This is a genomic window from Citrobacter sp. RHBSTW-00887 (assembly GCF_013728095.1).
GTDB classification, from domain to species: domain Bacteria; phylum Pseudomonadota; class Gammaproteobacteria; order Enterobacterales; family Enterobacteriaceae; genus Citrobacter; species Citrobacter braakii.
Genome location: NZ_CP056267.1, coordinates 2,555,201 through 2,581,625, shown reverse-complemented (window position 1 = coordinate 2,581,625; position 26,425 = coordinate 2,555,201). Strand labels below are relative to the sequence as shown.

Annotated in this window: 27 protein-coding genes; 8 read left to right on the top strand and 19 right to left on the bottom strand. The window is 51.3% G+C overall.

Features of this window, described 5'->3' with window-relative positions; all coding sequences use genetic code 11:
- Window positions 1-5 precede the first annotated feature (5 nt).
- From HV314_RS12305 to pspE, 3 genes are all read right to left on the bottom strand, one after another.
- Window positions 6-1,067, bottom strand: coding sequence for a YcjF family protein (locus HV314_RS12305; protein WP_181548065.1), 1,062 nt, complete (start codon window positions 1,065-1,067; stop codon window positions 6-8).
- A complete protein-coding gene (locus HV314_RS12300) occupies window positions 1,064-2,461 on the bottom strand; it encodes a YcjX family protein (protein ID WP_016153215.1) in 1,398 nt (465 codons plus the stop codon). Before HV314_RS12300 ends, HV314_RS12305 begins: the two co-directional genes overlap by 4 nt.
- 142 nt (window positions 2,462-2,603) lie before the next feature.
- Window positions 2,604-2,921: a thiosulfate sulfurtransferase PspE gene (pspE, locus tag HV314_RS12295; RefSeq protein WP_016153216.1), complete on the bottom strand. Its 318-nt coding sequence runs from the start codon at window positions 2,919-2,921 to the stop codon at window positions 2,604-2,606.
- 228 nt (window positions 2,922-3,149) lie between these two features.
- On the opposite strand from pspE, the gene HV314_RS12290 reads away from it, so the two are divergent.
- Window positions 3,150-4,160, top strand: a complete 1,011-nt coding sequence (locus HV314_RS12290; RefSeq protein WP_046274546.1) for a LacI family DNA-binding transcriptional regulator — start codon at window positions 3,150-3,152, stop codon at window positions 4,158-4,160.
- Between the two features lie 29 nt (window positions 4,161-4,189).
- On the opposite strand, the gene HV314_RS12285 is transcribed toward HV314_RS12290, so the two are convergent.
- From HV314_RS12285 to pspA, 15 genes are all read right to left on the bottom strand, one after another.
- Window positions 4,190-5,095: an OmpG family monomeric porin gene (locus HV314_RS12285; protein WP_181548064.1), complete on the bottom strand. Its 906-nt coding sequence runs from the start codon at window positions 5,093-5,095 to the stop codon at window positions 4,190-4,192.
- A 68-nt stretch (window positions 5,096-5,163) separates the two neighbouring features.
- Window positions 5,164-6,246 carry an ABC transporter ATP-binding protein gene (locus tag HV314_RS12280; RefSeq protein ID WP_016153219.1) on the bottom strand — a complete coding sequence of 361 codons (1,083 nt, stop codon included), beginning with the start codon at window positions 6,244-6,246 and terminating at the stop codon, window positions 5,164-5,166.
- Between the two features lie 10 nt (window positions 6,247-6,256).
- Window positions 6,257-6,925, bottom strand: coding sequence for a beta-phosphoglucomutase (pgmB, locus tag HV314_RS12275; protein WP_181548063.1), 669 nt, complete (start codon window positions 6,923-6,925; stop codon window positions 6,257-6,259).
- The gene (locus HV314_RS12270; protein WP_181548062.1) at window positions 6,922-9,198 is read right to left on the bottom strand and encodes a glycoside hydrolase family 65 protein; all 2,277 of its coding nucleotides are present in this window, start codon (window positions 9,196-9,198) and stop codon (window positions 6,922-6,924) included. The genes pgmB and HV314_RS12270 overlap by 4 nt, the downstream gene beginning before the upstream one ends.
- Entirely contained in the window at window positions 9,195-10,250 is a 1,056-nt protein-coding gene (locus HV314_RS12265; protein WP_016156633.1) for a Gfo/Idh/MocA family protein, read from the bottom strand. Before HV314_RS12265 ends, HV314_RS12270 begins: the two co-directional genes overlap by 4 nt.
- 10 nt (window positions 10,251-10,260) lie before the next feature.
- The gene (locus tag HV314_RS12260) at window positions 10,261-11,049 is read right to left on the bottom strand and encodes a sugar phosphate isomerase/epimerase family protein (protein ID WP_181548061.1); all 789 of its coding nucleotides are present in this window, start codon (window positions 11,047-11,049) and stop codon (window positions 10,261-10,263) included.
- A 16-nt stretch (window positions 11,050-11,065) separates the two neighbouring features.
- Window positions 11,066-12,118 (bottom strand): zinc-dependent alcohol dehydrogenase, encoded by a 1,053-nt coding sequence (locus tag HV314_RS12255; RefSeq protein ID WP_181548060.1) that lies wholly within the window; start codon window positions 12,116-12,118, stop codon window positions 11,066-11,068.
- 27 nt (window positions 12,119-12,145) lie between these two features.
- Window positions 12,146-12,988 (bottom strand): carbohydrate ABC transporter permease, encoded by an 843-nt coding sequence (locus HV314_RS12250; RefSeq protein ID WP_003020474.1) that lies wholly within the window; start codon window positions 12,986-12,988, stop codon window positions 12,146-12,148.
- Window positions 12,975-13,856, bottom strand: a complete 882-nt coding sequence (locus HV314_RS12245) for a carbohydrate ABC transporter permease (protein WP_003840754.1) — start codon at window positions 13,854-13,856, stop codon at window positions 12,975-12,977. The genes HV314_RS12250 and HV314_RS12245 overlap by 14 nt, the downstream gene beginning before the upstream one ends.
- Window positions 13,857-13,876: 20 nt before the next feature.
- The gene (locus HV314_RS12240; protein WP_181548059.1) at window positions 13,877-15,169 is read right to left on the bottom strand and encodes an ABC transporter substrate-binding protein; all 1,293 of its coding nucleotides are present in this window, start codon (window positions 15,167-15,169) and stop codon (window positions 13,877-13,879) included.
- 16 nt (window positions 15,170-15,185) lie between these two features.
- On the bottom strand, window positions 15,186-16,892 hold the full coding sequence (locus HV314_RS12235) for a sugar phosphorylase (RefSeq protein ID WP_239008176.1): 1,707 nt from the start codon (window positions 16,890-16,892) through the stop codon (window positions 15,186-15,188).
- Between the two features lie 164 nt (window positions 16,893-17,056).
- The gene (pspD, locus tag HV314_RS12230) at window positions 17,057-17,287 is read right to left on the bottom strand and encodes a phage shock protein PspD (RefSeq protein WP_003833267.1); all 231 of its coding nucleotides are present in this window, start codon (window positions 17,285-17,287) and stop codon (window positions 17,057-17,059) included.
- Between the two features lie 8 nt (window positions 17,288-17,295).
- Window positions 17,296-17,655 carry an envelope stress response membrane protein PspC gene (gene pspC, locus HV314_RS12225; RefSeq protein WP_003020497.1) on the bottom strand — a complete coding sequence of 120 codons (360 nt, stop codon included), beginning with the start codon at window positions 17,653-17,655 and terminating at the stop codon, window positions 17,296-17,298.
- On the bottom strand, window positions 17,655-17,879 hold the full coding sequence (gene pspB, locus HV314_RS12220) for an envelope stress response membrane protein PspB (RefSeq protein WP_016153227.1): 225 nt from the start codon (window positions 17,877-17,879) through the stop codon (window positions 17,655-17,657). The genes pspC and pspB overlap by 1 nt, the downstream gene beginning before the upstream one ends.
- 54 nt (window positions 17,880-17,933) lie before the next feature.
- The gene (gene pspA, locus HV314_RS12215) at window positions 17,934-18,602 is read right to left on the bottom strand and encodes a phage shock protein PspA (protein ID WP_016153228.1); all 669 of its coding nucleotides are present in this window, start codon (window positions 18,600-18,602) and stop codon (window positions 17,934-17,936) included.
- 155 nt (window positions 18,603-18,757) lie between these two features.
- On the opposite strand from pspA, the gene pspF reads away from it, so the two are divergent.
- Both pspF and HV314_RS12205 read left to right on the top strand, forming a co-directional pair.
- Window positions 18,758-19,747: a phage shock protein operon transcriptional activator gene (gene pspF / locus HV314_RS12210; RefSeq protein WP_181548057.1), complete on the top strand. Its 990-nt coding sequence runs from the start codon at window positions 18,758-18,760 to the stop codon at window positions 19,745-19,747.
- A 93-nt stretch (window positions 19,748-19,840) separates the two neighbouring features.
- Window positions 19,841-20,485 carry a quinolone resistance pentapeptide repeat protein QnrB10 gene (locus HV314_RS12205; RefSeq protein ID WP_032492467.1) on the top strand — a complete coding sequence of 215 codons (645 nt, stop codon included), beginning with the start codon at window positions 19,841-19,843 and terminating at the stop codon, window positions 20,483-20,485.
- A gap of 8 nt (window positions 20,486-20,493) precedes the next feature.
- Here the strand turns inward: HV314_RS12205 and HV314_RS12200 are convergent, their stop codons facing one another.
- The gene (locus HV314_RS12200) at window positions 20,494-20,817 is read right to left on the bottom strand and encodes a hypothetical protein (RefSeq protein WP_094761287.1); all 324 of its coding nucleotides are present in this window, start codon (window positions 20,815-20,817) and stop codon (window positions 20,494-20,496) included.
- A 313-nt stretch (window positions 20,818-21,130) separates the two neighbouring features.
- Between HV314_RS12200 and sapA the strand changes: the two genes are divergently transcribed.
- From sapA to sapF, 5 genes are read left to right on the top strand one after another with little or no spacing between them, the layout of a single operon-like run.
- Entirely contained in the window at window positions 21,131-22,774 is a 1,644-nt protein-coding gene (gene sapA / locus HV314_RS12195) for an ABC transporter substrate-binding protein SapA (RefSeq protein WP_016153232.1), read from the top strand.
- Entirely contained in the window at window positions 22,771-23,736 is a 966-nt protein-coding gene (gene sapB / locus HV314_RS12190) for a peptide ABC transporter permease SapB (protein WP_003020545.1), read from the top strand. The genes sapA and sapB overlap by 4 nt, the downstream gene beginning before the upstream one ends.
- On the top strand, window positions 23,723-24,613 hold the full coding sequence (gene sapC, locus HV314_RS12185; protein ID WP_016156640.1) for a peptide ABC transporter permease SapC: 891 nt from the start codon (window positions 23,723-23,725) through the stop codon (window positions 24,611-24,613). The genes sapB and sapC overlap by 14 nt, the downstream gene beginning before the upstream one ends.
- Entirely contained in the window at window positions 24,613-25,605 is a 993-nt protein-coding gene (gene sapD, locus HV314_RS12180; RefSeq protein WP_016153234.1) for a peptide ABC transporter ATP-binding protein SapD, read from the top strand. Before sapC ends, sapD begins: the two co-directional genes overlap by 1 nt.
- A gap of 1 nt (window position 25,606) precedes the next feature.
- A complete protein-coding gene (sapF, locus tag HV314_RS12175; RefSeq protein WP_016153235.1) occupies window positions 25,607-26,413 on the top strand; it encodes a peptide ABC transporter ATP-binding protein SapF in 807 nt (268 codons plus the stop codon).
- The last annotated feature ends 12 nt before the right edge of the window (window positions 26,414-26,425 follow it).

Below are 26,425 nucleotides of genomic sequence, written 5' to 3'. Positions count from 1 at the left end.
TTTAGCTAACTTTCGCGCGGCGATTTGTTCTTTTGTAAGGTTTCTTTCACCTGACCAATCAGTTGACGGCGAAAATCGCCCAGTCGTGGCTTATCGTCATCGATCCACGGCAGCGGTCGGCAAAGTTCCATGACTTTAATACCCAGACGCGCCGTTAATAATCCCGCGCCAATACCCTGCGCGGCACGCGTCGATAAGCGAGCGGCTAAATCCTGCGACATCCAGTCCATTCCCACTTCCCGCACCAGCTCACTGGCCCCGGCAAAAGCGATATTTAGTAGCACCAGGCGGAACAAACGCAGGCGGCTGTAATAACCGAGTTCAATGCCATACAGCGATGCGATGCGATTAATCAGCCGCAGGTTTCGCCAGGCAATAAACGCCATATCCACCAATGCCAGCGGACTGACGGCAATCATCAGCGTGGACTCCGCCGCTGAACGGCTAATCTCACGTCGGGCCTGCGCGTCCAGCACCGGCTGCACAAGATGGGCATACAGGCTGACGACTTCGCGATCGTTCTGCGTTTCATGAATTGAGGCATACCAGCGCTGTAGCGCCGGATGGGACTGATCGATACCCGCCTGCTGCGCCAGCTTTTCACAAAATGCACGACCTTTTCCGGTTCCATGGCTGTGGAGCAGATCTCGCGCTTCATCACGCTCGTGCGCACGCTGGCGCAAACGCCATAGCCGACGCCACTCGGTCGCGACCGATCCGACACCTGCACCGATAATCAATGCGCCAGCGGCACATCCTCCCAGCGCGACCCAGTCCTGAGTCTGCCAGGCGTTCATGGTCCATTGTACGCCCTGAGCAACAACGCTCGCGCCAAACAGCGCCAACCCGCCCATCACCATTTTGCGCCACAAACTGCGTTTGGGGCGTAGGGCCGCATCAATGACGGCCTCAGCCTGACCTTCGTCTTGCAGAGGTTCATCCACTGTCGCCGGAGAAAAAGTCTGCGCCTCTGTTTCATTGAACATCTGCTGCGCTTTAAACGCCGCGTTTTGTTCCACGTCCAGCGGACCTGAGAAATCGATACGCGGTTTTAACGGCTCGCTCATCGCAATTTATCTCCTATTAAAAACTCCATCGCGGCATCAAGACGAATATGCGGTAAGGGTTTATCAACATCCATAACCTGCGGGCGAAACGCCTCAAACTGAAAGCCCTGGCTGTCCCAGAATGCTTGTCCAGGTAAACGCGCGGGCACTTCCCCCGGATAAACGGTTAGCGGTTCACCATCGCTCAGACGATGACCACGCAGCGCCGGGATCTTTTCGCCTTTCACATCGATCAGGCCGCTGGTGGTTGCCTGTACTGATGCCAGTCCCAGACAATCCATGCTGATACCTTCGAACGCAGCGTTTTGCCAGGCGTCCTGGATCAACTGCTGCAATAACGACACCATATTGGCGTGCTGATCGACCGTCACATGGTCGGCTTTGGTGGCGGCAAACAGAAGTTTGTCGATCACCGGGGAAAACAGCCGACGAAACAGCGTGCGCTGTCCATAATGGAAACTTTGCATCAGTTGGGTGAGCGCCAGACGCATGTCATTAAACGCCTGTGGCCCGCTGTTGAGCGGTTGCAGACAATCGACCAGCACAATCTGACGGTCAAAGCGCAGGAAGTGATTCTTATAAAATCCCTTCACGACTTTTTCACAGTAATAATTAAACCTGTCGCGCAGCATGCCTGCATTGGTGTGTTTGTCTGCCTGCGCCAGCTTCGATTCCCCCCAGGCATCAACGTCCGGCCACGGGAAGAACTGCAGCGCAGGAGCGCCCGCCATATCTCCGGGCAGAACAAAACGGCCCGGCTGAATAAAATGCAGTCCCTGCTGCTTGCACTGGTGCAGATACTCCGTCCAGGCGGCAGCGATTTCCGCAAGACGGTTTTCATCAGCAGGCGCCAGCGGATCCAACCCCTGGCATAACTGCCGCCATCTTGCCGACCATTCGCCCCGCTGTCCCTGTAATAATCCGGTCATTTGCCGCGACCAGCTGAGATAATCCTGGGCCAGCATCGGTAAATCGAGCAGCCACTCCCCCGGATAATCGACGATTTCCAGGTACAGCGTGGAGGTGTCTTTAAAGTGGCGCAGTAAAGAATCATTGGATTTGTAGCGCAGCGCGAGGCGTATTTCACTCACACCGCGCGTAGGTGTCGGCCAGGTCGGCGGAGAGCCATACAGCTGCGCCAGTCCCTCATCATAGGTAAAGCGCGGAATACCAAAATCGCGTTGTGGAACCCGTTTAACGCCGAGCAGACGCTCTTCGCGCACGCAACTGAGCAACGGCAGACGCGCACCAGCATGAATATTGAGTAACTGGTTTACCATCGCGGTGATAAACGCCGTCTTACCGCTACGGCTAAGTCCGGTGACAGCCAGGCGCAAATGCCGGTCTACGCCGCGATTAACCAGCGAATTGAGTTCATTTTTAAGTCGCTTCATCGCCATCCCGTTTTGCTGAAGGAACCGAAGAAATTATAACAAACAGGAAGTAAAGATAGGGGTCAATTCTTACTTATCAACTACCTGAGCTGTAACAGGCGGCATTATTCTTACCGCCTGGAGCAGAAGGAATGCGAGCGGTTTATTGATTCTCTACTTTAGGAAGCGCTATCTGATTGATGCCACCTTCGTTGGTCACCTGCGTGTAGCCCATTTCCGTCAACATATCCTTCGCCTGCCCCGATTGACGCCCGGAGTTGCAGTACAGCTTCACGGTGTCGGTCTTATCAGGAACTTCAGCAGCGATACGCGCCTTCATCTCTTTTAATGGAATGTTGACCGCCCCCTGAATATGCTGCTGTTGATACTGTTCAGGAACGCGAACATCAATCCAGTGCTCGGCTGCAAAAACCGGCATGCCGATGACCAGTGCCAACGCTAATACGCCTTTTTTCAACATAATATCTTCCTGACTGATAGTTGGATTTAACCAACACACTATACGCCAGTTCTTAAGAAAATATTGCGACCGCATTATCACCCTCGGCACCCGTGGACGACTCTTCCTCTGGTTGCGCATACTGCGGTTAGTTTTTTGATTTTTCTGCCCGCATTCCGATATTGTTGTCATTCGCCAATTAACTCCATAATATGTTCGCCATTGACTCTCGGACGGAGCTTGGGATCTATGTCTCCTACCATTTATGATATTGCACGAGCCGCTGGCGTATCAAAATCCACGGTATCGCGCGTGCTTAATAAGCAAACCAATATCTCGCCGGAAGCGCTTGAAAAAGTGCTGCGTGCTATTGATGAGTTACAGTACCAGCCCAATAAACTTGCTCGCGCACTCACCTCTTCCGGGTTTGATGCAATAATGGTGATATCTACCCGTTCAGCAAAAACAACCGCCGGTAATCCGTTTTTCTCTGAAGTGCTGCATGCTATTACTGCCAAGGCTGAAGAGGTCGGTTTTGATGTCATATTACAGACGTCGCGAAGCACTGAAGATGATTTACAAAAATGTGAGAGCAAAATTAAGCAGAAATTGATCAAAGGTATCATTATGCTGAGTTCTCCCGCCGATGAATCTTTTTTTGCAAGGCTGGATAAATACAACGTACCGGTCGTGGTTATTGGAAAGGTTGAAGGCGATTACGCCAATGTCTATTCTGTAGACACAGATAATTATCGCGACAGCATTACACTAACTGATGCGCTGATTGAGAGTGGACACCGTAATATAGCCTGTTTGCACGCGCCGCTTGATGTTCATGTTTCTATCGATCGCGTTAACGGATATAAAGCCAGCCTTCAGGCGCATAATATTAAAATGCGCGATGAATGGATTGTTGACGGGGGCTATACCCATGAAACAGCCCTGCTCGCTTCACGAAAATTACTGAGTCAGCAGCCGTTACCCGACGCCGTATTTGCCACCGACAGCTTGAAATTAATGAGCTTATATCGCGTGGCGGCTGAGAAAAATATAATTATCCCACAACAACTTGCCGTTGTGGGCTACAGTAATGAGCTGTTGTCTTTTATGCTCACGCCCGTTCCTGGGGGAATTGATGTGCCTACCCAGCAGTTGGGTGAACAAAGCTGTAATTTATTATTTAACCTGATTGCGGGCGAGAAAGGATTACAAAATATCACGGTGAGCACACAAATATCGCTGGCCGACTCACTGGTGTAAAAACTGGGGCATAAATGCCCCAGTATATTTTAGAATGCGTAGTTCACGCCTATACCAGCATAATGGAATCTATCGCTTTCACCTTCGTCGTGATCTTCCCACTCATAGGCATACTCCAGTGACATTGATAAACCATTCTGGAAACCATATGCATACAGTAAACCGAGACGATTGAAATTATGGCCTTCACGTTCCGGATCATCTCGCCAGTCCCAGTTTGACCAGCGATCAAGCCCCAGACGGGTATACGGCGTCAGGGTGGTATTGCCTAAAGACAACGGTAAATATGCACGAATTTCCTGGGTTGAGAACTCACCATTATTGCGCGAATCAGCCAGATTAAAGCCGCGCTCAAGGTAATAGTTGACCGTTAAGCCCACCGTTTCGTTAAACCTGTAATTCAGACCGGTCTCGCTTTCGACACGACTATCGGAGTAGCCAGTAGTATTCAAATCATTAACGAATTGATACATCGACAGCCAACCGCTAAAGCGCAGGTCGTCGGTCAGTTTAACATCCCAGTCCGGCTGAACTTTCCAGCGCTGCATATTAGCGGTGTCGTTTCCTGGTTCATTGACATAGTGATAACCGTAATTACGGAAGCCACCGGTCAAACCGAAATTAACATCCTCACTTTCCAGAAATTGATAGCGGACTTCCAGTTCCGGACGATCAAACCAGGTACCACGCTTACCTTCGCTGTAATCAACCGGTCCTTCCTGATAATAGGCCAGCGATATTTTCCACGGCCCATTAGAGGCATTGAAATAGACGGACGGCTCAGCCAGTCCATCCATATCTTCGCCCTGACCTTCAACGTTTTCTATTTCGTACATAGCACCAATATTAAAGTGCCAGTCATTATTTTCAGCAGCCTGCGCGCAGGCCATTCCTGCGCTCATAATCAGCGCAGTAGCGGACAGTAGGGTTTTCATTATTATTCCTTGTTAAAATACTCGCAAAAATGCCCCAAGGCTTGGGGGGGATTTATCCCCCCGGAATTTTATTGAATAGCCACTTCAGTTTCAGCATCAAAGAAATGGCATTTCGCCATATCAAAATGAATAGTGATATTTTCTCCTGCATGATAATCATTCACTGCCCCAGCACGGACCACCAACTCATGCCCCCCAACAATGGTATAAAGCATAAATTCAGCGCCGGTTAATTCTGCAACGCTAATTTTTGCCGATATACTATTTTCATTATTAAGCTGCGGGTGTATATCTTCAGGACGAATTCCCAGAGTGACCGCCTGATGTTCATAACCCTGCGCTTTTAATTGTGCTAATTTATTTTGTGGAATCGTTAATTTCAGTGTTTCAGTAACAAACTTATCACCATCAATCGCGCCACGAATAAAGTTCATGGCCGGTGAGCCAATAAATCCGGCGACAAACATATTAGCCGGGTGGTTATAAACCGTTTTCGGCGCACCAACCTGCTGAACAATGCCATCCTTCATAATCACAATACGCGTCGCCATAGTCATGGCTTCGGTTTGATCGTGGGTAACATAGATCATGGTGGTATTGAGTTTCTGATGCAGTTTGCTAATTTCAGCCCGCATCTGAACGCGAAGTTTGGCATCAAGATTCGATAAGGGTTCATCCATCAGGAAGACCCCCGCTTCACGTACAATCGCACGCCCCAGCGCCACACGCTGACGCTGACCACCGGATAACGCGCCGGGTTTACGCTGCAGATAATCGCGCAGGCCAAGGATCTGCGCCGCCCAGTTGACGCGCTCCTCAATCACAGCAGGCGCTATTTTCTGCATTTTCAGACCAAACGCCATGTTGTCATAGACGGTCATGTGTGGGTACAACGCGTAGTTCTGAAAAACCATCGCAATGTTGCGTGATTTCGCCGGCACATCGTTCATCCGTTTACCGTCAATCAGCAGATCGCCGCCGCTGATCTCCTCCAGACCGGCGATCATGCGTAACGTAGTTGACTTCCCGCAGCCGGAAGGTCCAACAAAAACAATAAACTCTTTATCTTCAATTTCCAGATTGAAGTCTTTAACGACGTGTACCTGGTTGTCGTAAATTTTTTGAATGTGTTGCAACGAAAGCTGTGCCATGTTGAATCCTTTACTTGTCGTGTTGCCAGAAAGCCGATAAGCACGGCCACGTCAGAAATTCGGTTGCCGGAAGCAGCAAGTCTGCCCCATTCAGCCCTTTACCGATGCCGACAGAAAGCATGCCGCAGGCGTTGATTGCATCAATTCCCGCTTGTGCGTCTTCTATGCCAATACATTGTTGCGGGTCAACGCCAAGACCCGCGCAGGCTGCCAGGAAAATTTCCGGATCCGGTTTCGAGCGGGTGATCAATGCCGCATCCGCACAAAAATCAAAGCAAGAGCTAAGATTAAGCGCTTGTAAAATAGCCGGGGCATTGCGCGACACAGAGGCAAACCCCACCGGAATCCGTTCTTCCCGCAACGTCATCAACAGCTCACATATTCCCGGTAATACCGAGTTAACTGTCAGCTGGCGCAAAGAATGGACATACAGTCTGTTTTTTCTCTCTGCCAATTGTGCGCAGGCCTCGGGAGAAAACACCCCCGCCTTCCCACCATGGTGCAAAATACGCTGTAGTGATTCGCCGCGACTAATCCCTTTCAGGCTGTCATTAAATACTTCGTCGATCACAATCCCTATTTCATCGGCTACCTGCCGCCAGGCCAGAAAATGCAGATGCGCGGTATCGGTAATCACGCCATCCAAATCAAAAATGATGGCCTGTGGTTTGAGTATCATTCATCGCCCCTTTCTGTGGTAGCGGTCCCATAAGTGGGCGAAATAATGGCGTCATTGCGGATTACGGTTTCCCCCTGCACGGAGACCTTTTCACCATTGACCCAAAGGACAATCTGCTCAGTACTGTTAATACGGATTTCAGCCGCATTAATGATTACCTGCATATCGATGCCCTGCCAGCGCAGCGGGAAAGACAGCGTTTGCCAATGAGTCGGTAAGGCAGGAGCAAGGTGTAACTCCCCGTGGCGAATATTCACGCCGGCAAAACCCTGGATTGCACCCAGCCAGATGGCGCCCGTTGCCGCAGCATGAATGCCGTCATCGCAGCTATGTGGGTCCTCCCCGAGATCGATAAGCGATCCTTCACGCCAGAACCGATAGCCCTGAGCCGGATCACCGCAACGCGCTGCCACAATCCCGTGGATCGCTTTACTCAACGAGGAGTCATGAATTGTGCGCGGCTCGTAAAAGCGCAGGTTTGCCAGACAGGTTTGCGGGCAAAATTGCTCCGGTAGCATGTAGGTCAGCATCACCACATCGGCCTGTTTGAGAATTTGCATCTCATTGACTTCTGCACGGGAGTAATCGAGCAAAATCGTCTGCTTGCCCGCTTTGGCTTTGTACTGTGACAGATCGATAGCCGGTTTGCTCAGGAAGGTATCGTCCTGAGGTAGCACGCCATCGGGCTGAACTTCCGGTCGCCAGAGACGCTGTAAAAAATACTCTGCGCGGTGAATAAACGTCTCATCACCGCAGCCCAACCGACGGGCAAAACCCAGCGCCTGTTCCACGTTGTACCAGGCCATGTAGTTGGTGAACGCGTTGTTGTTCACATGCTCAGTGTATTCATCCGGGCCAATCACATCGTGGATCTCTAAACGATTATTAACCATGACCGCCCTGCTGATCCAGAACTTCGCCGTTTCCAGCAGCAACGTCATTCCCTCACGGGACATGAAGTTTAGATCCCCTGAAGCATGCCAGTAATTGATTACCGCCCAGGCAATATCCGCCACGAGGTGATGTTCAGCCTGCGCGGAGGCCACTTTCTGACGCAGTCCGGTACGGATGTTGATCGCCGCAAATTCAGGCGTTTCCTCATCACCGCTGCGAGCGCTTTCCCAAGGGAAAAGCGCTCCCTGCCAACCGTTACGGCGGGCTTTCTCACGCGCCCCCGACAGATTATGCCAGCGGTAACGCAACAAACTTCTCGCGGTTTTCGGCTCGGTAAAGAGATGAAACGGTAACAGAAAGACCTCGGTATCCCAGAATATGTGACCTTTATACCCTTCCCCCGTCAAACCTTTGGCCGCAATACTACTGCGCTCATCGTGGTCAGGAGTCATCACACGCAGATGATAGAGCGCATAGTCCAGCGCTCGCTGATCGCTGGCATCAGTGCTGGTGACCTGAACGCGACGATTTTGCCACCAGGCATGCCAGTTAGCAGCCGACTCCGCCAGCAGAGCGTCATAGCCTTGCTGCGCGCACACTTCCAGGTTGCGCAGCGACTGGCGTCCCCAGGTCTCAAGCGACAGGCTGCGTTCGCTCGCCCAGTCTACCCAGCTAATTTTTGTCAGTGTGACGCGCTGTCCGGCTTTCGCCTGCACGCTGTTGTGTTGTAACAGCCGACGTTCTTTCGCCGTGAAGCAGCGCTGCACTGCACCATCTACATCGCAATACGTGGTGATAGCGATATCATTACGATTGTCCTGGGTGGTGTAAATCCCTTGCATAAGATGCTGGCCAAAGACCCGGACCTGCGTTTCATCCAAATGCTGACGACCATGATTGGTCATCGTGGCGTCAATTCCGGTCGAGATACCAATGCTGGCATCGCCATCCAGTGGCGTGACGACAACTTCCATAGCAAACAGCGGCAGTTTTTGTGCCGAGACAAATCGCCGGCTCTCAATGGCAAAACGCGCCCCGCCAGACGCACGCCAGGTAAGCGCACGGCGTAATTCCCCACTGGCAAAATCCAGTTCACGTTGCCAGCTTTCGATAACGCCGCTGGTGAGCGAGAAAATCTCACCATTGAGTGAAATCTCCACCCCCACCACATCAGGCAGATTAACCAGTTCATTAATCTCGCCTTTCCCTGCCCGGTGATACAGTCCAGCAATGTACATGCCGCGAGTTTGTAAGGTGTAGGCTTCCTCGTGGCTGGCGCGAATCCCCATATAACCGTTACCGGTCGTCATGAGTGACGCATATTTATTCAGGTTGTGTGGGCAAAAAGCCGGTTCAGTTAGCATTACTGGCCTCGTCATAAGTCTACGTAGGTCCCTGTTTCAGCCGATTGATACAGTGCGGCAACCAGTTGTTGAATAACGACGCCTTGCTCTGCGTCAGCAATAGTGACAGGCTCGCCCTGGACATGATTCACAAAAGCTTCCATGCTGCGATAATGTCGATTGTCATCGGCCATTTCGCGCTGAAGCAGTACGTCAAGCGTCCCCTCACGATCGGTATAAACCTGGGCCGGGAATAACGTCGCCCCTGCCAGATCGCCGCAGAAATTAACGTTCATAATCGATTGTTCCGGGATATTCAGCGCGAAAGAGGTTTCCAGTCGCAGGATACCGCCGTTATGAAATTCAATCGTCCCGAACAGAGAATCCTCCACGGTATACGTCTCGGGATCCCATTTCCCAAACTGGCCGCTGTTTTTACGCGTGCCAATGCGTTGATAGCTGTGTGCGTTAACGCGCTTTACTGCCGGAAACCCCAGCACATACATGGCGGCATCAAGCATATGGATGCCGAGATCAATCAGCGGCCCGCCGCCCTGCAGTTCTTTGTTGGTAAATACCCCCCAGCCGGGCACGCCGCAGCGGCGCAAAGCGCGGACATTGGTGACATAGATTTCACCCAGCACGCCGGCCATCACCTGCTCACGAAGCAACTGCGTATCCAGTGCGAAACGATGATGAAAATCATAAGCCAGAACTTTCCCCATTCGACGCGCCGTGTTACACATTTCCAGCGCCTCGGCTGGCGTCATCGCCGGAGGTTTCTCACACATCACATGGCATCCGGCGTTCAGCGCCAACATGGTGTGTTCATAATGAAAACGATTGGGTGAACAGATGCTGACGATATCTGGCTTAGCCTCGCGTAGCATCGTCTGAGGATCGTCCCAAACCTGCGGATTGCCGTATTTCTCTGCCAACGCCTGCGCCTGTGACAGGCGGCTGTCACAGACAGCCACCAGTTCCAGATCGTTGCGGGTGCAGTAGTACGAAGCATGAACTTTATCCGCCACCTGCCCGGCGCCGATAATGGCGATGCGTAGCGGAGAGCTTGTCAGTGCACTTTTCACAGAAATCCTCTTAGCAGGTACGCAGCCAGGCCAGTGACTGACGGTACGCTTCCGGCAGGTTCTCTGCCCGTACACGCCCTTCGTACACGACGTAACCCTGATAATTATCTTCACGCAACTGATCAAACAGCGCAGTGAAATCCAGCGTACCGCTCCCCGGCTGATAACGGTGGTTATCCGCAATATGGACGTGTCCCAGCAGATCGCGATTGTCATGCAGCGCCTGAGCCATATCGTCTTCTTCGATATTCATATGGTAAAAATCACCAATGATTTGCACATGCTTCAGGTTGTTTTCCACGATATAGCGACGGGCATCCGCCAGGGTGTTGATCATATGATCCTGATAGCGATTAAGCGGCTCCAGATACACCACCGTCCCCGTACGCTCGGCAACTTTATCGAGATAAATCAATGAATCACTTACTGCTTTACGATCACCCGCCAGGCTGCGCGGAGAGGTCATCGGCGGTAAGCGGAAGGTAAACATGCCCCATGCAGCGGGTACAATAATGCCCTGCCCACCGACTTCGGCCAGCGCTTCGAGAATGCGGGTAATCTGCTGTAAGCCATTCAAACGACGCTCTTCGATAAAATCACCGATCCAACCGTCATATCCTCCACAGGCGGTGGTGACGGGCAGGCCTGTTTCTTTGATTGCTGCTTTCACTTCTGCCAGGTTGTTAACCAGCAGCTTGCCGTCAATTTCAAAACCGTCAAACCCCATCTCTTTGATGTAACGGAATTTATCGAGAATATTTTCCGGAAAAAAAGCCTGGTTCTGTGTTCCAATTTTCATCTTCTGCATTCCTTAATTAAAACGTCACGCCCATTTTGATGCTCTTTTCCGGATGGCGATCGACATACTGCATATAGCTTTCCGGGCTGCTGGCAAATGTAACTACCGGGTCAATAAGTTCTTCACAGTTCAGGTAACCGTTCATCAACAGTTCCCAACAGGTCTCCTCAATACGCTTGCGGCTCCAGCGCGGATAATCCGGATTTGGCTCACTGCAGGCACGGGAGAAGACAATTTTGGCGTTGTTGAAGTGCGCTTCACGCCCCAGGTTGAAGCCTTCAGCAAAAGGTTTCGCGAAAGCGACATAGGAGATGGTTCCACCATAAGCCAGACCGCGTAACGCCGATTGCAACGCATCCGCATAGCCACTGGTTTCGATAATCACATCCGCGCCCTGCTTGCCGGTCAGCTTCTTAATTTCCATGCCGACATCGGTGCCAATAGGATTCAGACAGAAATCCGCGCCATGACGACGCGCGATATCGCAACGATGGGCAATCGGATCCACACCTATGACCACCGAGGCTCCCGCTTTCTTAGCCAGTTGGACGGCAATCTGGCCAATCGCCCCTAAGCCGACGATGACAACAAAGTCGCCGACACGCACATTGGCGTCGCGCACGCCACTCATGGCGAACTGTGCCGGGTCATAGCACACGGCATTTTTCCACGAACTGCCTTCCGGCATTTTGCGCAGTTTGTAGTTGTTTACCGCATTAAAGAAAACCGTTTCTGCCAGTGGGCCGTAGCCGCAAACTGAATCGCCAACGGCGTATTCGGTCACATCGCTGCCACACTCAATAACATCGCCCACCACCATGTTGCCAAGCTGGAACTTGCCGAATTCAATCCCGCGCGGCGCCCTTTCCGGACGCGGCATGAACATTTGCCATTCGCCGTTAAAATCTTCGTCAATAAACGGACTGGCAGCGCGAAAATCGACCACTTCCGTGCCATGTTTTGGCGCACCAAAGCGAACGCGAACTTTCACTTCATTGGCGGATACAGCTCTGTCTTCATATTCCACCAGCGCCGCAACACGCGGTTCTGTGGCAACTAACTTCTTCATTTACAACTCCTTAATTAAACTGGCCGCTTAGCCTTTCACGCCGCCTGCGGTCAAACCACTTTTAATAAAACGTTCGGAAAGCGCATACATAATGACGACCGGCAATGCGGTGACTAACGATGCCGCCATCATGCGTCCCCAGATATAGTCAGGCGTACTGAACAGCGCGTTCAGACCGACCGGTAAGGTAAAATTGCTGGCGCTGGAGAGGAAAATCGAGGCAAACAGATAGTCATTCCACGCCACCATAAAGCAGTACACAAAGACCGAAACCAGACCGGACATCGCCAACGGCACGGTAATGCGAAAGATGATCTGCAGACGGTTCAATCCATCCATCATCGCGGCTTCTTCTATTTCATCCGGAATGGTGTCGAAGTAGCTTTTCAGCATGAACACCGCGGTCGGCAGCGTCTGGGTGACCATGGTGATAATCAACGCCATTTCGGTGTCATAGATGCCAAGTGCCGTAATGATTTTGAATAGCGGCACCACCAGCAGGATCCCCGAAAACATGTACACCGTGTAAAAGCTGGCATTGATAGTCATTCGCCCCTTAAAACGCAGGCGGGAAAGCGCATACGCTCCGAGTACGCCGAGAAATACCGCCACCACCGAAGAAGTGACCGATACCACCAGGCTATTACGGAAGTAGTCAACAAACGGGAAAATCATCGGGTTGAAGATGTCGATGTAATGTTCCAGCGTCCATTGCTGCGGTAACAGCGTCGGATGTAGCGAGATCGCCTCTTTGGCGCTTTTAAATGAGGTCATCAACATCACAAAAAATGGGAATAGCGTGATGCCCAGGAAGACAATTAATCCACAGTAAAAGCCGATGCGGCCAAGTGTGCGCTTATTTGTTGCCATTGAGGTTCACCCGTTTTCTGGTCAGCAGGATAACAGCGAAAATAATGACGAAGAGGACGACAGAAATAGCGGCCGCTTTGCCTAGGTCGTTAAATGCAAACGCTGTTTTATAGAGATAGACCCCGAGAATATCGACTTTAGTGGTCAGCAGATAAACATCGGCGAACATGTAAAACATCCAGATCGTGCGCAGCGTGACCACGGTTGCCAGCACCGGCATAATCGCTGGCAGCGTGACGATACGAAACCGTTGCCAGGCATTCGCGCCGTCCATTTCTGCCGCCTCATACAACGATTTATCAATCGTCTGTAAAATCGCCAGAAACGAGATAAAGGCATACGGAAAGTAGCGCCAGATGGCGAACAGCACGACCAGCGCGAAGCTGCTGCCGGGATTGTCGAACCACAGCGGCGCCTGATCGTAGAGATGCAACAGATCCACGCCGAGGTAGTTCACAATGCCGTAGCCGTTGTTGAACATGTATTTCCAGGCAAACACCAGCGAAATTGATGGCGTCACGTAAGAGAGGATGACCAGTGAGCGCGCCGTTTTCCGCAGACGAAACTCACGGTTAAAAAACATCGCCACGCCCAGCCCCAGTACCGTGCTTCCTGCCACAACCAGCGCGGTATACCAGACCGTCATCCACAGCGAATGCCAGAATCCGGGATCGGATAAGATACGGATATAGTTGCTCAGCCCGACAAACGTAGACTCAATTTGCGGATTCAGCGGCAGTCGCATAAAGCTGATTTCGATGTTTGATATCATCGGCCACGCCACTAAACCGCCCAGCAACAGCAAGCTGGGCGCCAACAGCAGCATGGCGAATGGCATATCAGATCGACCTGAAAAGAACTTATTCATCACGGCTTTCCATTTCCCCATTAGCGCTGTTCAACGAGGTCATCCAGTTTTTTCTGGCTCGCTTCAATCGTGGTGACGAGGTCGGCTTTGCCTACCGTCACGTTGTGCACCATTGAGCTCACAACACCGGAGCCTGTGACGTCGCCCATGCGGGTGAAGTTCTTATCGCCGACGGCACCAAACACCTGGATATTCGGCAGTTCGGCAATCAGCTGATCGGGTAATTCACCCAGCGCTTTGATGACAGTGTTATCTTTCCACGTCGCGGTATTCACCACCGCTTTGTTGACCGGCAGCGCCGCCCCTGGCGACATCATGACCCAGTCCGCGATGTTGTCGGCCTGCTCCATAAAGGTGACAAATTTCTCTGCCGCTTCTGTCTCTTCAGACTTTTGACCCGCGGTAATGGTTAACGACGTCAGCATGCCGTAAACAGCAGAGTTTTTTTCCGTCGGCACCATAAAGCCCACATTTTTAGGATCGCCCTCTTTAATCACCGCCGGGAGGATATAGGTGGAATAAATCGCCATCGGTGCCGTGCCGTTCATGAACGCGTCTTTGACTTCCATGATGTCGTTTGAGCCCGGCATAGTGTTCATTGCCAATTGGCGGTAATACTGCAGCGCCTGCGCCATTTCAGGTGTGTTGAGCGTTATCTTTCCTTGCGCATCAAAAACGTTGGCCTGGTTTGAGAGCGCGAACTGGGAAAATGACTGTTCGGTCAAAACGCTTTCCGCCGTGGGCAGCGCAATACCATATTTCTTACTACCAGGATTGTTTAGCTTCTGCGCCACGCTCAGCAGTTGTTGCCAGTCTTTTGGCTCTTCCAGCCCAGCTTTTGCCAGCACATCTTTGCGATACCAGATCCCGCCAATCCAGGCGCTAACCGGAACCCCGGTCCAGGCGGTACCGTCTTCAGTGCGCACAATACGCAGCACGCCATCATAAAAAGCACCTTCACCTACGGCGTTGATGACCTGCGCTACGGCTTTACGATCGATAAGTGATTCTTTATCCATAACTTTCGCGTAGTCATGGCTGGTTTCAATGACTTCAGGCAGTGAACCGCTCCGCGCCAGGGTGATGACCTTGGTGTTGTACGCATCTTCTTCTACAGGAACCTGTTTGACACTGATCCCCGGGTTCTCTTTTTCAAAACGCTCAATCAGTTTTGCAATAACCGCCTGCCGCTCCTGTTCAACAGAAGAGTGCATAAATTCAATCGCAACAGAGGACGTTTTATCATCCTTACACCCGGAAACCAGGGCGCAGGAAACCAGTGCTGAAATCAGCACAATTTTAGTTTTAAGCATGAAATGTTCCTTTTTATTACTTAACCCACATGACCTGCCAGGCGTTCAACGTTAATTCTTTACCTGAAATAGTTTTACCGCTAATCAAATCAAATCCATTTTCAACATCAATACTAATGGTTTGCGTATGACCGCTGACATTAAATAATCCGGTAATTTTTTCGCCAGTTTCCGCCGTACGTTTAATTTGCATTACAGCCGGTGTAACACTGCTAATCTGAAAATCACTATCAGGGTGAAATGCTTTATTACTACGACGTATTACAATTAATCGGGATAATTCATGATAAATAGCGTGGCGCAAACTGGTTTCATCTGCCAGCTCCGTTTCGATTTGGCTTATTTGATATTTTTTGCGGTTGATCGCGCGGTTATAACCTAGCGCCTCGACACCTTTATAATCATTGCGTGACCCAAGAATGCTTTGAATGTAAACCGCAGGTACACCCGGAAAACTCAGCAAAATGGCATGTGCGAGAATAAAACGGGAAAAACGTTCGGCATCACTACAATTGCCTGGCGTTAGTGCGTCCATATATGTGACGTTAATTTCATACGGACTGCGACTACCATCAGGGTTATTTTTCCAGTTAACCAGCGCGCCTTCCTGTTGTAATTCCGTCACCAGGCGCACGATCTCGTCTTCAGGTAACAAACCACGTAATGGGTTGAGACCAATACCGTCATGCGATGCGAGGAAATTAAACCAGGTGGTCTCACTGGACGACAGTTCCAGTGATTGCGCCCACTGGCACAAGGTTGAGGTATCCTGGCGTTGTACCGCATGCAGCACCAGCGGCGGTAACGAGAACTGGTACACCATATGCGCTTCATCACGGCCATTTCCGTAGTAGGACACATTATCCTTATGCGGAACGTTTGTTTCAGTAATAATCGCCGTACCAGGCGCCGCGCAGTCAGCAATAGCGCGAAATAGTTTGATAAGCTGATGCGTTTTTTCCAGGTGAATACAGGTCGTTCCAGGCTCTTTCCACATAAAGCCAACCGCATCCAGGCGGACATAATCAGCGCCCTGCTCAAGATAACTCAATAGCACATCGACCATCGCCAGTAACACTATCGGGTTGGCATAGTTGAGATCGATCTGGTCGTCGCTGAACGTCGTCCATAAATAGCGTACGGTGTTATCTTTCAGCGTAAAAGGCGTCAGTAACGGTAATGCGCGTGGACGCGTTACGTTGCTCAGGTCCGTATCAGGATCCATCGCAATAAAGAAATCTTCATAACCGTCAAGCTGTTGCAAATAGTTATTAAACCATTCGCTTTTCGCTGACATATGGTTACAAACAAAATCAAACATCAGTCGACTGGATTTACCCAATTGCTTAATATCATTCCAGTCACCGGTTTCTTCGGCAACCTGATGGTAATTAATTACGGAAAAACCATCATCCGATGACCACGGATAAAACGGCAACAGATGCACATGAGAAAATGTCGACTTAAGCCATTCATTATAAAACTGATTAAACATCGGCAGTGGTTTTTTGCCTGCCCCGTGGAATTGATCGGCGTAGGTAATAAGAACCACATCGCCCTCGTCCCAATGCGCTTTACGGATTTTTTTAATTAATCCCTGTGATTTCTCTAAACGTGCAATCAGCGCTTCATAGTGGCATGAAGTAAACGTATCACCATAAACTTCTGCCAGGCATTTTTGGATTTTTTGGTTCACCTTCAATTCTCGTGGTAGCGGTCCCATGAATCAAGAGACTACTCTGCGGGAAATAAGCTGTCAATCGGCTGAGGTGGCCAGGAGGGGGATAATAAAAGAATTTTGGCAGCCAAAAAATCGTATTTGTGAGCTGCCGCAAATTAACAGAGGGAATGTTGATTAATTGTTGCTTGCTTTTGCTGATTCGGATATCAGGGTTGATTACCTGAATAGCGTTTCGATAATTTTGCCGCTGCCCGACTCAAAACCGGCTCCAGGACCAACGCCAGCAGCATTTTAAGCGGGCGTCGGGCGACGGACTTCACCGCCCACCCTGCTACCCCCGCCGGGCCGTAACGAAGCGCAGTTAAAAGCACCAGCTTACCTGCTATTTTAAAGCCCGGCTTAACCCTTTGCCCGGCACGTTGCCAGCGATTGTTCATTTCTATCCTCACAATTGGCGGAAACGGCTGCGCAATGAAAAGGTATCAGACGTGACATAACGCTCCATTTCACGCAAACGCTTTTCACTTGCCGCCAGCTCGCGATCGACGGCATCTAACAGCTCGCCGCTTGATGGCTGCTGCTCACCGGAAACCACATTGTCCGGCATCGGGTCCAACACAAACGTCAGCACGATGTAAGCGACGAAGGTGAAAAAGGCCAGACCAAAAAAGACGGACAACACCACCAGGATCCGTACCAGCTTCACAGGCACATCGAGGTAATGCGCAATACCTGCGCAAACCCCCTTCACCATGCCCTGTTGCGGAATACGCCACAGTTTTTTGTTCAGATTAACGCCTCCCATTAGCGGTCCCTCCAGTTTGGATGTTCAGCATCAAGGATGTCTTCCAGCGCCTGAATGCGCTCGCGCATCCGCTGTGCGTCATCGTTGAGTTCTACCAGACGTTGCTGTTCACTTTGCGCCAGTTCGCCACGACTGGAACGGTTGCTGTAATGCAGCCAGAGCCAAATCGGTAAAACGAACAGCACAAAGATGGTTAATGGGATAGCCAGAAATAGCGCGCTCATGAGTACTCCTTACAGGTGATGAGCGGCGGCGCGTTCGGGCGCCGCCAGATGTTATTATTGCTTATCTTGCTGCATTTTGGCTTTAAGTTGCGCCAGCTGCTCGCTGATTTCATCATCTGCTTTCAGGTCAGCAAATTGCTGATCCAGAGACTGCTGTTTACCGAAGTTATGGCTTTCGGCCTCAGCTTCCATCTGATCGATACGACGCTCGAAAGATTCAAAGCGTGCCATCGCTTCATCCAGCTTACCGCTGTCCAGTTGACGACGAACATCACGCGAAGAGCTCGCAGCCTGATGGCGCAGCATCAATGCCTGCTGACGAGCACGGGTTTCACTGAGTTTATTTTCCAGCTCACCGATCTCTTTTTTCATTCGCGCCAGCGTATCGTCAACCAGCGTCACCTCATGCTCCAGAGAAGCAATCAGATCAGTCAGTTTCTGTTTTTCGATTAAAGCAGAACGCGCCAAATCTTCTTTCTCTTTACGCAGCGCCAGCTCGGCTTTTTCTTGCCACTCTGCCTGTTGTGCGCTGGCCAGTTCGATACGGCGAGATAATTGTTTCTTTTCTGCCAGAGCGCGTGCGGAGTTTGAGCGCACCTCAACCAGCGTGTCTTCCATTTCCTGGATCATTAACCGCACCAGTTTCTGCGGATCTTCAGCCTTTTCCAGCAACGCATTAATGTTGGCGTTCACGATGTCGGCAAAACGAGAAAAAATACCCATAATGTAATCCTCACTTACTGTTCTGATATCGGGCTATGCCCTGCTGTTTTCGTAATGCACTTGGCGTGCCAACTTTTTAACCGATTGATTTTAATATAAATATCTAATTTTACCTGACAGGAGAATTAGGGTAAATTGGTGAATAACACTAACAAGTGGTGAATTTCATCATGGCAGGATACAAAGACAATATTCTGGGCGAAGCGAATAGCTTTATTGAAGTGCTGGAACAGGTTTCTCATCTGGCGCCGCTGGATAAACCTGTACTGGTTATCGGTGAGCGAGGTACGGGGAAAGAGCTTATTGCCAACCGCCTGCACTACCTCTCCAGCCGTTGGCAGGGCCCATTTATTTCGCTTAACTGCGCGGCCCTCAACGAGAACTTACTTGATTCCGAACTGTTTGGTCACGAAGCCGGTGCGTTTACCGGTGCGCAAAAACGCCATCCAGGACGTTTCGAACGCGCCGACGGCGGCACGCTGTTTCTTGATGAACTGGCGACCGCGCCAATGTTGGTACAGGAAAAACTGCTGCGCGTAATTGAGTATGGCGAGCTGGAACGCGTCGGCGGCAGCCAGCCCTTGCAGGTTAACGTGCGACTGGTCTGCGCGACCAATGCCGACCTGCCACGTATGGTCAGCGAAGGCACTTTCCGCGCAGACCTGCTGGATCGTCTGGCCTTTGACGTGGTGCAACTTCCCCCACTACGCGAGCGTCAAAGCGACATCATGTTAATGGCCGAACACTTTGCCATTCAGATGTGCCGCGAGATCGGGTTACCGCTTTTTCCGGGATTTAGCGCCAAGGCCAGAGAAACCCTCCTCCATTACCGTTGGCCGGGTAATATTCGTGAACTGAAAAACGTCGTTGAGCGCTCCGTTTACCGGCACGGTACCAGCGATTACCCGCTGGATGAGATCATCATTGACCCCTTCCGCCGCCACGTTGCGCAGCCACAGGCAGCACCACCAAAGCAGACATCTGTAGCATTACCGCTGGATCTGCGTGAATTCCAGCAGCAACAAGAGAAAGACTTTCTACAAACCAGTTTGCAGCAGGCGAAATTTAATCAGAAAAAAGCCGCTGAATTACTGGGTCTGACTTACCATCAGCTACGCGCGTTGCTTAAGAAACATCAGATCTAATACGCATTTGCAGGTGTCATACTGGCGGGTTTGACGCATAACGTCATAAGGTTTACCATGGCGTCATTACTGTATAAAAACACAGGCATAGATATGACTCTGGCATTAGTTGGCGAAAAAATTGACAGAAATCGCTTCACCGGTGAGAAAGTTGAAAATAGTACATTTTTTAACTGCGATTTTTCAGGTGCCGACCTGAGCGGCACTGAATTTATCGGCTGCCAGTTCTATGATCGCGAAAGTCAGAAAGGATGCAATTTTAGTCGCGCAATGCTGAAAGATGCCATTTTCAAAAGCTGTGATTTATCAATGGCAGATTTCCGCAACGTCAGCGCATTGGGCATTGAAATTCGCCACTGCCGCGCACAAGGCGCAGATTTCCGCGGTGCAAGCTTTATGAATATGATCACCACGCGCACCTGGTTTTGCAGCGCATATATCACTAATACCAATCTAAGCTACGCCAATTTTTCGAAAGTCGTGTTGGAAAAGTGTGAGCTATGGGAAAACCGCTGGATGGGGACTCAGGTACTGGGTGCGACGTTCAGTGGTTCAGATCTCTCCGGCGGCGAGTTTTCGACTTTCGACTGGCGAGCAGCAAACTTCACACATTGCGATCTGACCAATTCGGAGTTAGGTGACTTAGATATTCGGGGTGTTGATTTACAAGGCGTTAAGTTAGACAACTACCAGGCATCGTTGCTCATGGAGCGGCTTGGCATCGCTGTGATTGGTTAGCTCAGCGTTTACACCGGGAGATGCGTTTGACGATTTACTTTTAACCAGTACGACTCCTGGCAAGCATTGTGAAATGTTTTCTCCAGTGGACGAATATCCTGACCTGCCGCATCAACGACATGCCATCTAATGCTGCATTCTGGACAGGAATTTGATGAATATATAACCAATTCATTTTCGCGAGAACAACGAATAACCACTCCCGAATCATGAAGCCATGTCTTATTTATAATCTCAACTTCAGCCATGTCATCCCGTTTACTGACATCCTCAATACAAATAACATTTTTGCCTATTTTTATAGCATTGACGTAATCCGCTAAGTTGCTCATTTATTAAATATTCCCTTTGATTCGTACACTAACGCATTGTAATCGCTTATGCATTTTGTCACAGCGAGGAAACCGTAACAAATTACGCCAACTGTCCACATCCTGCACCGCGTTTATAACGAGTCAGATGGGTCATGAAAATGCTAAGATAGTTAACAGAGTAAATTCAAAGTGGATAGCGGGTATGAAGGGTGACCCTGTCGCGATGTTGAATTCGCGGTCATCACCTCTACGGCCCCCAAACACAAACGGTAATGGCAAATGTCATTAAATATTAGTAAGATAGCCTCTTTATTTATAATCCTTTAAAATTATGCGCCTGGTTTTATCATCTCTGATCGTGATGGCTGGATTTCTGAGTGGTCAGGCTGCTGCTGCGCCTGAACAGGCTTCGCATGCTGATATTCGTGACAGCGGCTTTGTCTATTGCGTTAGCGGGCAGGTCAATACGTTCAACCCGCAAAAAGCGAGCAGCGGTCTTATCGTCGACACCCTGGCAGCCCAGCTGTATGACCGACTACTCGATGTCGATCCGTACACCTATCGACTGGTGCCTGAGCTGGCTGAAAGCTGGGAGGTGCTGGATAACGGCGCAACCTACCGCTTCCATCTGCGTCGTGACGTCCAGTTTCAGAAGACGGCCTGGTTCACCCCCACCCGCAAACTGAATGCGGACGACGTGGTGTTTACCTTCGAGCGCATCTTTGATCGCCAGCATCCGTGGCACAATGTAAACGGTAGCAGTTTCCCCTACTTCGACAGCCTACAGTTCGCCGATAACGTCCAAAGCGTACGCAAGCTGGACAACAACACCGTTGAGTTCCGCTTAACTCAGCCCGACGCCTCCTTCATGTGGCACCTCGCCACGCACTATGCCTCCGTGATGTCAGCAGAATATGCGGCTAAATTGGCAAAACAGGATCGTCAGGAGCTGCTCGACAGACAACCCGTCGGCACCGGACCGTACCAGCTTTCGGAGAATCGCGCAGGGCAATATGTTCGACTGCAGCGCCATGAAAAATTCTGGCGTGGTACTCCTCTGATGCCGCAGGTGGTTGTGGACCTCGGCTCTGGCGGCACCGGACGTCTATCGAAACTCCTGACCGGTGAGTGTGATGTTCTGGCCTGGCCTGCCGCCAGTCAGCTCAGCATTTTGCGTGATGACCCGCGCCTGCGTCTGACCCTGCGCCCGGGGATGAACATCGCCTATCTGGCATTTAACACCAATAAACCACCGATGGATAATCCCGCCGTGCGGCATGCGCTGGCGCTGGCCATCAATAACCAACGGCTGATGCAGTCCATCTACTACGGGACGGCGGAAACCGCAGCATCTATTTTGCCTCGCGCCTCGTGGGCTTATGACAACGAAGCTAAAATTACAGAGTACAATCCGGCAAAATCGCGCGAGCAGTTAAAAGCACTGGGGCTGGAGAACCTGACATTACAGCTTTGGGTACCCACCAGTTCTCAGGCCTGGAACCCCAGTCCACTGAAAACCGCCGAGCTGATTCAGGCTGACATGGCTCAGGTGGGTGTGAAAGTTAAAATCATTCCGGTAGAAGGTCGTTTTCAGGAGGCGCGATTAATGGATATGAACCATGATCTAACGTTATCCGGTTGGGCGACGGACAGTAACGATCCTGACAGTTTTTTCCGACCGTTGCTAAGCTGCGCCGCCATCAACTCGCAGACTAACTTCGCCCACTGGTGTAATCCGGAATTTGACAGTGTTCTGCGCAAAGCCCTCTCTTCGCAGCAACTCTCATCGCGAATTGATGCCTATGACGAAGCGCAAAATATTCTCGCGAAAGAGTTACCGATCCTGCCGCTGGCCTCTTCACTGCGTCTACAGGCTTATCGTTACGATATCAAAGGACTGGTGTTGAGTCCGTTCGGCAATGCATCTTTTGCCGGGGTTTCCAGGGAAAAGAAAGATGAGGTGAAAAAGCCATGATTATCTTCACCCTGCGTCGTTTTTTATTGCTGCTGGTCACCCTCTTCTTCCTGACCTTTATTGGATTCAGCCTGAGCTACTTCACGCCCCATGCGCCGTTACAGGGTGCATCGCTGTGGAACGCCTGGGTATTCTGGTTCAATGGCCTCATTCACTGGGATTTTGGTGTATCCAGTATTAACGGTCAGTTGATTTCAGAACAGTTGAAGGAGGTGTTCCCGGCGACGATGGAACTGTGCATTCTGGCCTTTGGTTTTGCGCTGATGGTTGGGATCCCCGTTGGTATGCTGGCAGGCATCACGCGGAACAAGTGGCAGGATCGCTGCATCAGCGCCTTAGCGTTGATGGGCTTTTCTATTCCGGTTTTTTGGCTGGCGCTGTTGCTGACGTTGCTCTTCTCACTGACTCTCGGCTGGCTTCCCGTTTCGGGACGCTTTGATCTTCTCTATGAAGTGAAGCCCGTTACCGGATTTGCCATTATTGATGCGTGGATCTCCGACTCGCCCTGGCGCGATGAAATGCTGGTCAGCGCAATCCGTCACATGGTGCTTCCGGTGTTGACGCTTTCCGTCGCCCCTACCACGGAAGTTATTCGCCTGATGCGAATCAGCACCATTGAGGTCTTTGATCAAAACTATGTTAAAGCGGCCGCCACGCGCGGTCTGTCACGCTTAACCATTCTGCGCCGTCACGTTCTGCACAACGCCCTTCCGCCGGTGATCCCGCGTCTGGGCTTACAGTTTTCCACCATGCTGACGCTGGCGATGATCACCGAGATGGTCTTTAGCTGGCCAGGTCTTGGCCGTTGGCTGATTAACGCAATTCGCCAGCAGGATTACGCGGCAATTTCGGCGGGCGTCATGGTGATTGGCTCACTGGTTATCATCGTTAACGTCATCTCTGATATTTTGGGTGCTATGGCTAACCCTCTGAAACATAAGGAATGGTATGCCTTACGATAGCGTCTACAGCGAAAAGCGCCCGCCGGGTACGTTGCGCACCGCATGGCGCAATTTTTACGGCGATGCGACTGCGATGATCGGCCTGTATGGCTGCGCAGGATTGGCGATTCTGTGTATTTTTGGTGGTTGGTTTGCCCCTTATGGCATCGACCAGCAATTTCTCGGCTATCAGCTTTTACCGCCGTCATGGTCGCGCTATGGCGAAGTCTCATTTTTCCTCGGAACTGACGATCTCGGGCGTGACGTGTTAAGTCGCCTGCTCAGCGGCGCGGCCCCGACCGTTGGCGGCGCGTTTGTCGTCACCCTCGCCGCCACACTATGTGGCCTGTTACTGGGCGTGGTTGCCGGTGCAACGCACGGTTTGCGCTCCGCGGTGCTGAACCACATTCTGGACACCCTGCTCTCGATCCCTTCGCTGCTGCTGGCGATTATTGTGGTGGCCTTTGCCGGACCGCATCTGACACACGCGATGTTTGCCGTCTGGCTGGCGCTGCTGCCGCGCATGGTACGCTCCGTCTACAGCATGGTGCATGACGAGCTGGAAAAAGAGTACGTTATCGCCGCTCGCCTGGACGGGGCAACCACGCTCAATATCCTGTGGTTTGCCGTTCTGCCCAATATTACCGCCGGACTTATCACTGAAATCACCCGTGCGCTGTCGATGGCGATTCTGGACATCGCTGCGCTGGGTTTTCTCGACCTTGGCGCACAGTTGCCGTCACCAGAATGGGGAGCCATGCTTGGCGACGCGCTGGAGCTGATTTATGTCGCACCCTGGACGGTTATGCTGCCAGGTGCGGCGATTATGATAAGCGTGCTGCTGGTTAACCTGCTGGGAGATGGCGTGCGCCGGGCAATTATTGCGGGGGTGGAATAATGCCATTACTGGATATCCGCAACCTGACCATTGAATTCAGAACCGGCGACGACTGGGTGAAGGCGGTTGACCGCGTCAGTATGACCCTCAATGAAGGTGAAATCCGTGGACTGGTTGGCGAGTCTGGATCGGGCAAGAGCCTGATCGCCAAGGCCATTTGCGGCGTCGCTAAAGATAACTGGCGCGTAACCGCAGACCGCATGCGCTTTGATGATATCGATCTGTTGCGCCTTTCCGCGCGTGAACGACGCAAGCTGGTCGGCCATAACGTTTCCATGATCTTTCAGGAACCGCAATCGTGTCTCGATCCGTCTGAGCGCATTGGACGACAACTGATGCAAAATATTCCGGCATGGACTTATAAAGGCCGCTGGTGGCAGCGTATCGGCTGGCGTAAACGCCGCGCGATTGAACTCCTGCACCGCGTCGGGATAAAAGATCATAAAGATGCGATGCGCAGCTTCCCGTATGAGCTGACCGACGGCGAATGCCAGAAGGTGATGATCGCAATCGCCTTGGCTAATCAGCCGCGTTTACTGATAGCCGACGAACCAACGAACGCGATGGAGCCAACCACTCAGGCGCAAATTTTCCGCCTGCTGACCCGTCTGAACCAAAACAGCAATACCACCATTTTGCTGATCAGCCATGACCTGCAAATGCTCAGCCAGTGGGCTGACAAAATTAACGTGATGTACTGTGGGCAAACGGTGGAAACTGCGCCCAGTAAAGAGCTGGTGACTATTCCGCATCATCCTTATACCCAAGCGTTGATTCGCGCCATTCCTGATTTTGGTAGCGCAATGCCGCACAAAAGCCGCCTGAATACCATGCCAGGAGCCATTCCATTGCTGGAACAATTACCTATCGGCTGTCGTCTGGGGCCGCGCTGCCCTTATGCTCAGCGCGAATGTATCGAAACCCCAAGACTGACCGGAGCAAAGAATCATCTCTACGCCTGTCATTTCCCGCTGAACATGGAGAGAGAGTGAGATGGTAGAAACCCTGCTCGAAGTTCGTAATCTGAGCAAAACCTTTCGCTACCGGACGGGATTATTCCGCCGTCAGACCGTTGAGGCCGTTAAGCCACTGAGCTTTACCCTGCGCGAGCGTCAGACGCTCGCCGTCATAGGTGAAAATGGTTCCGGTAAATCTACGCTGGCGAAGATGCTGGCCGGTATGATTGAGCCCACCAGCGGTGAGCTGCTGATTGACGATCACCCGTTAAAATATGGTGATTATTCATTCCGTAGTCAGCGTATCCGTATGATTTTCCAGGATCCGTCAACGTCGCTTAACCCACGGCAACGTATTTCGCAGATCCTCGATTTTCCGCTACGTCTGAACACCGACCTCGAGCCTGAACAGCGCCGCAAACAGATCATCGAGACCATGCGGATGGTCGGTCTGTTGCCTGACCATGTGAGTTATTACCCGCATATGCTGGCTCCGGGACAAAAACAGCGTCTGGGCCTTGCCCGAGCGCTCATTTTGCGACCCAAAGTCATTATCGCCGACGAAGCCCTGGCCTCTCTGGACATGTCGATGCGTTCGCAGCTCATCAATCTGATGCTGGAATTACAGGAAAAACAGGGGATTTCATATATCTATGTGACTCAGCACATCGGCATGATGAAGCACATCAGCGATCAGGTATTAGTCATGCACCAGGGTGAAGTGGTTGAACGCGGCAGTACAGCAGATGTTCTGGCCTCGCCGTTGCATGAGCTGACCCGTCGCCTGATTGCCGGCCATTTCGGCGAAGCGCTAACCGCTGACGCGTGGCGTAAAGATCGCTAGCAGATGCAGCCC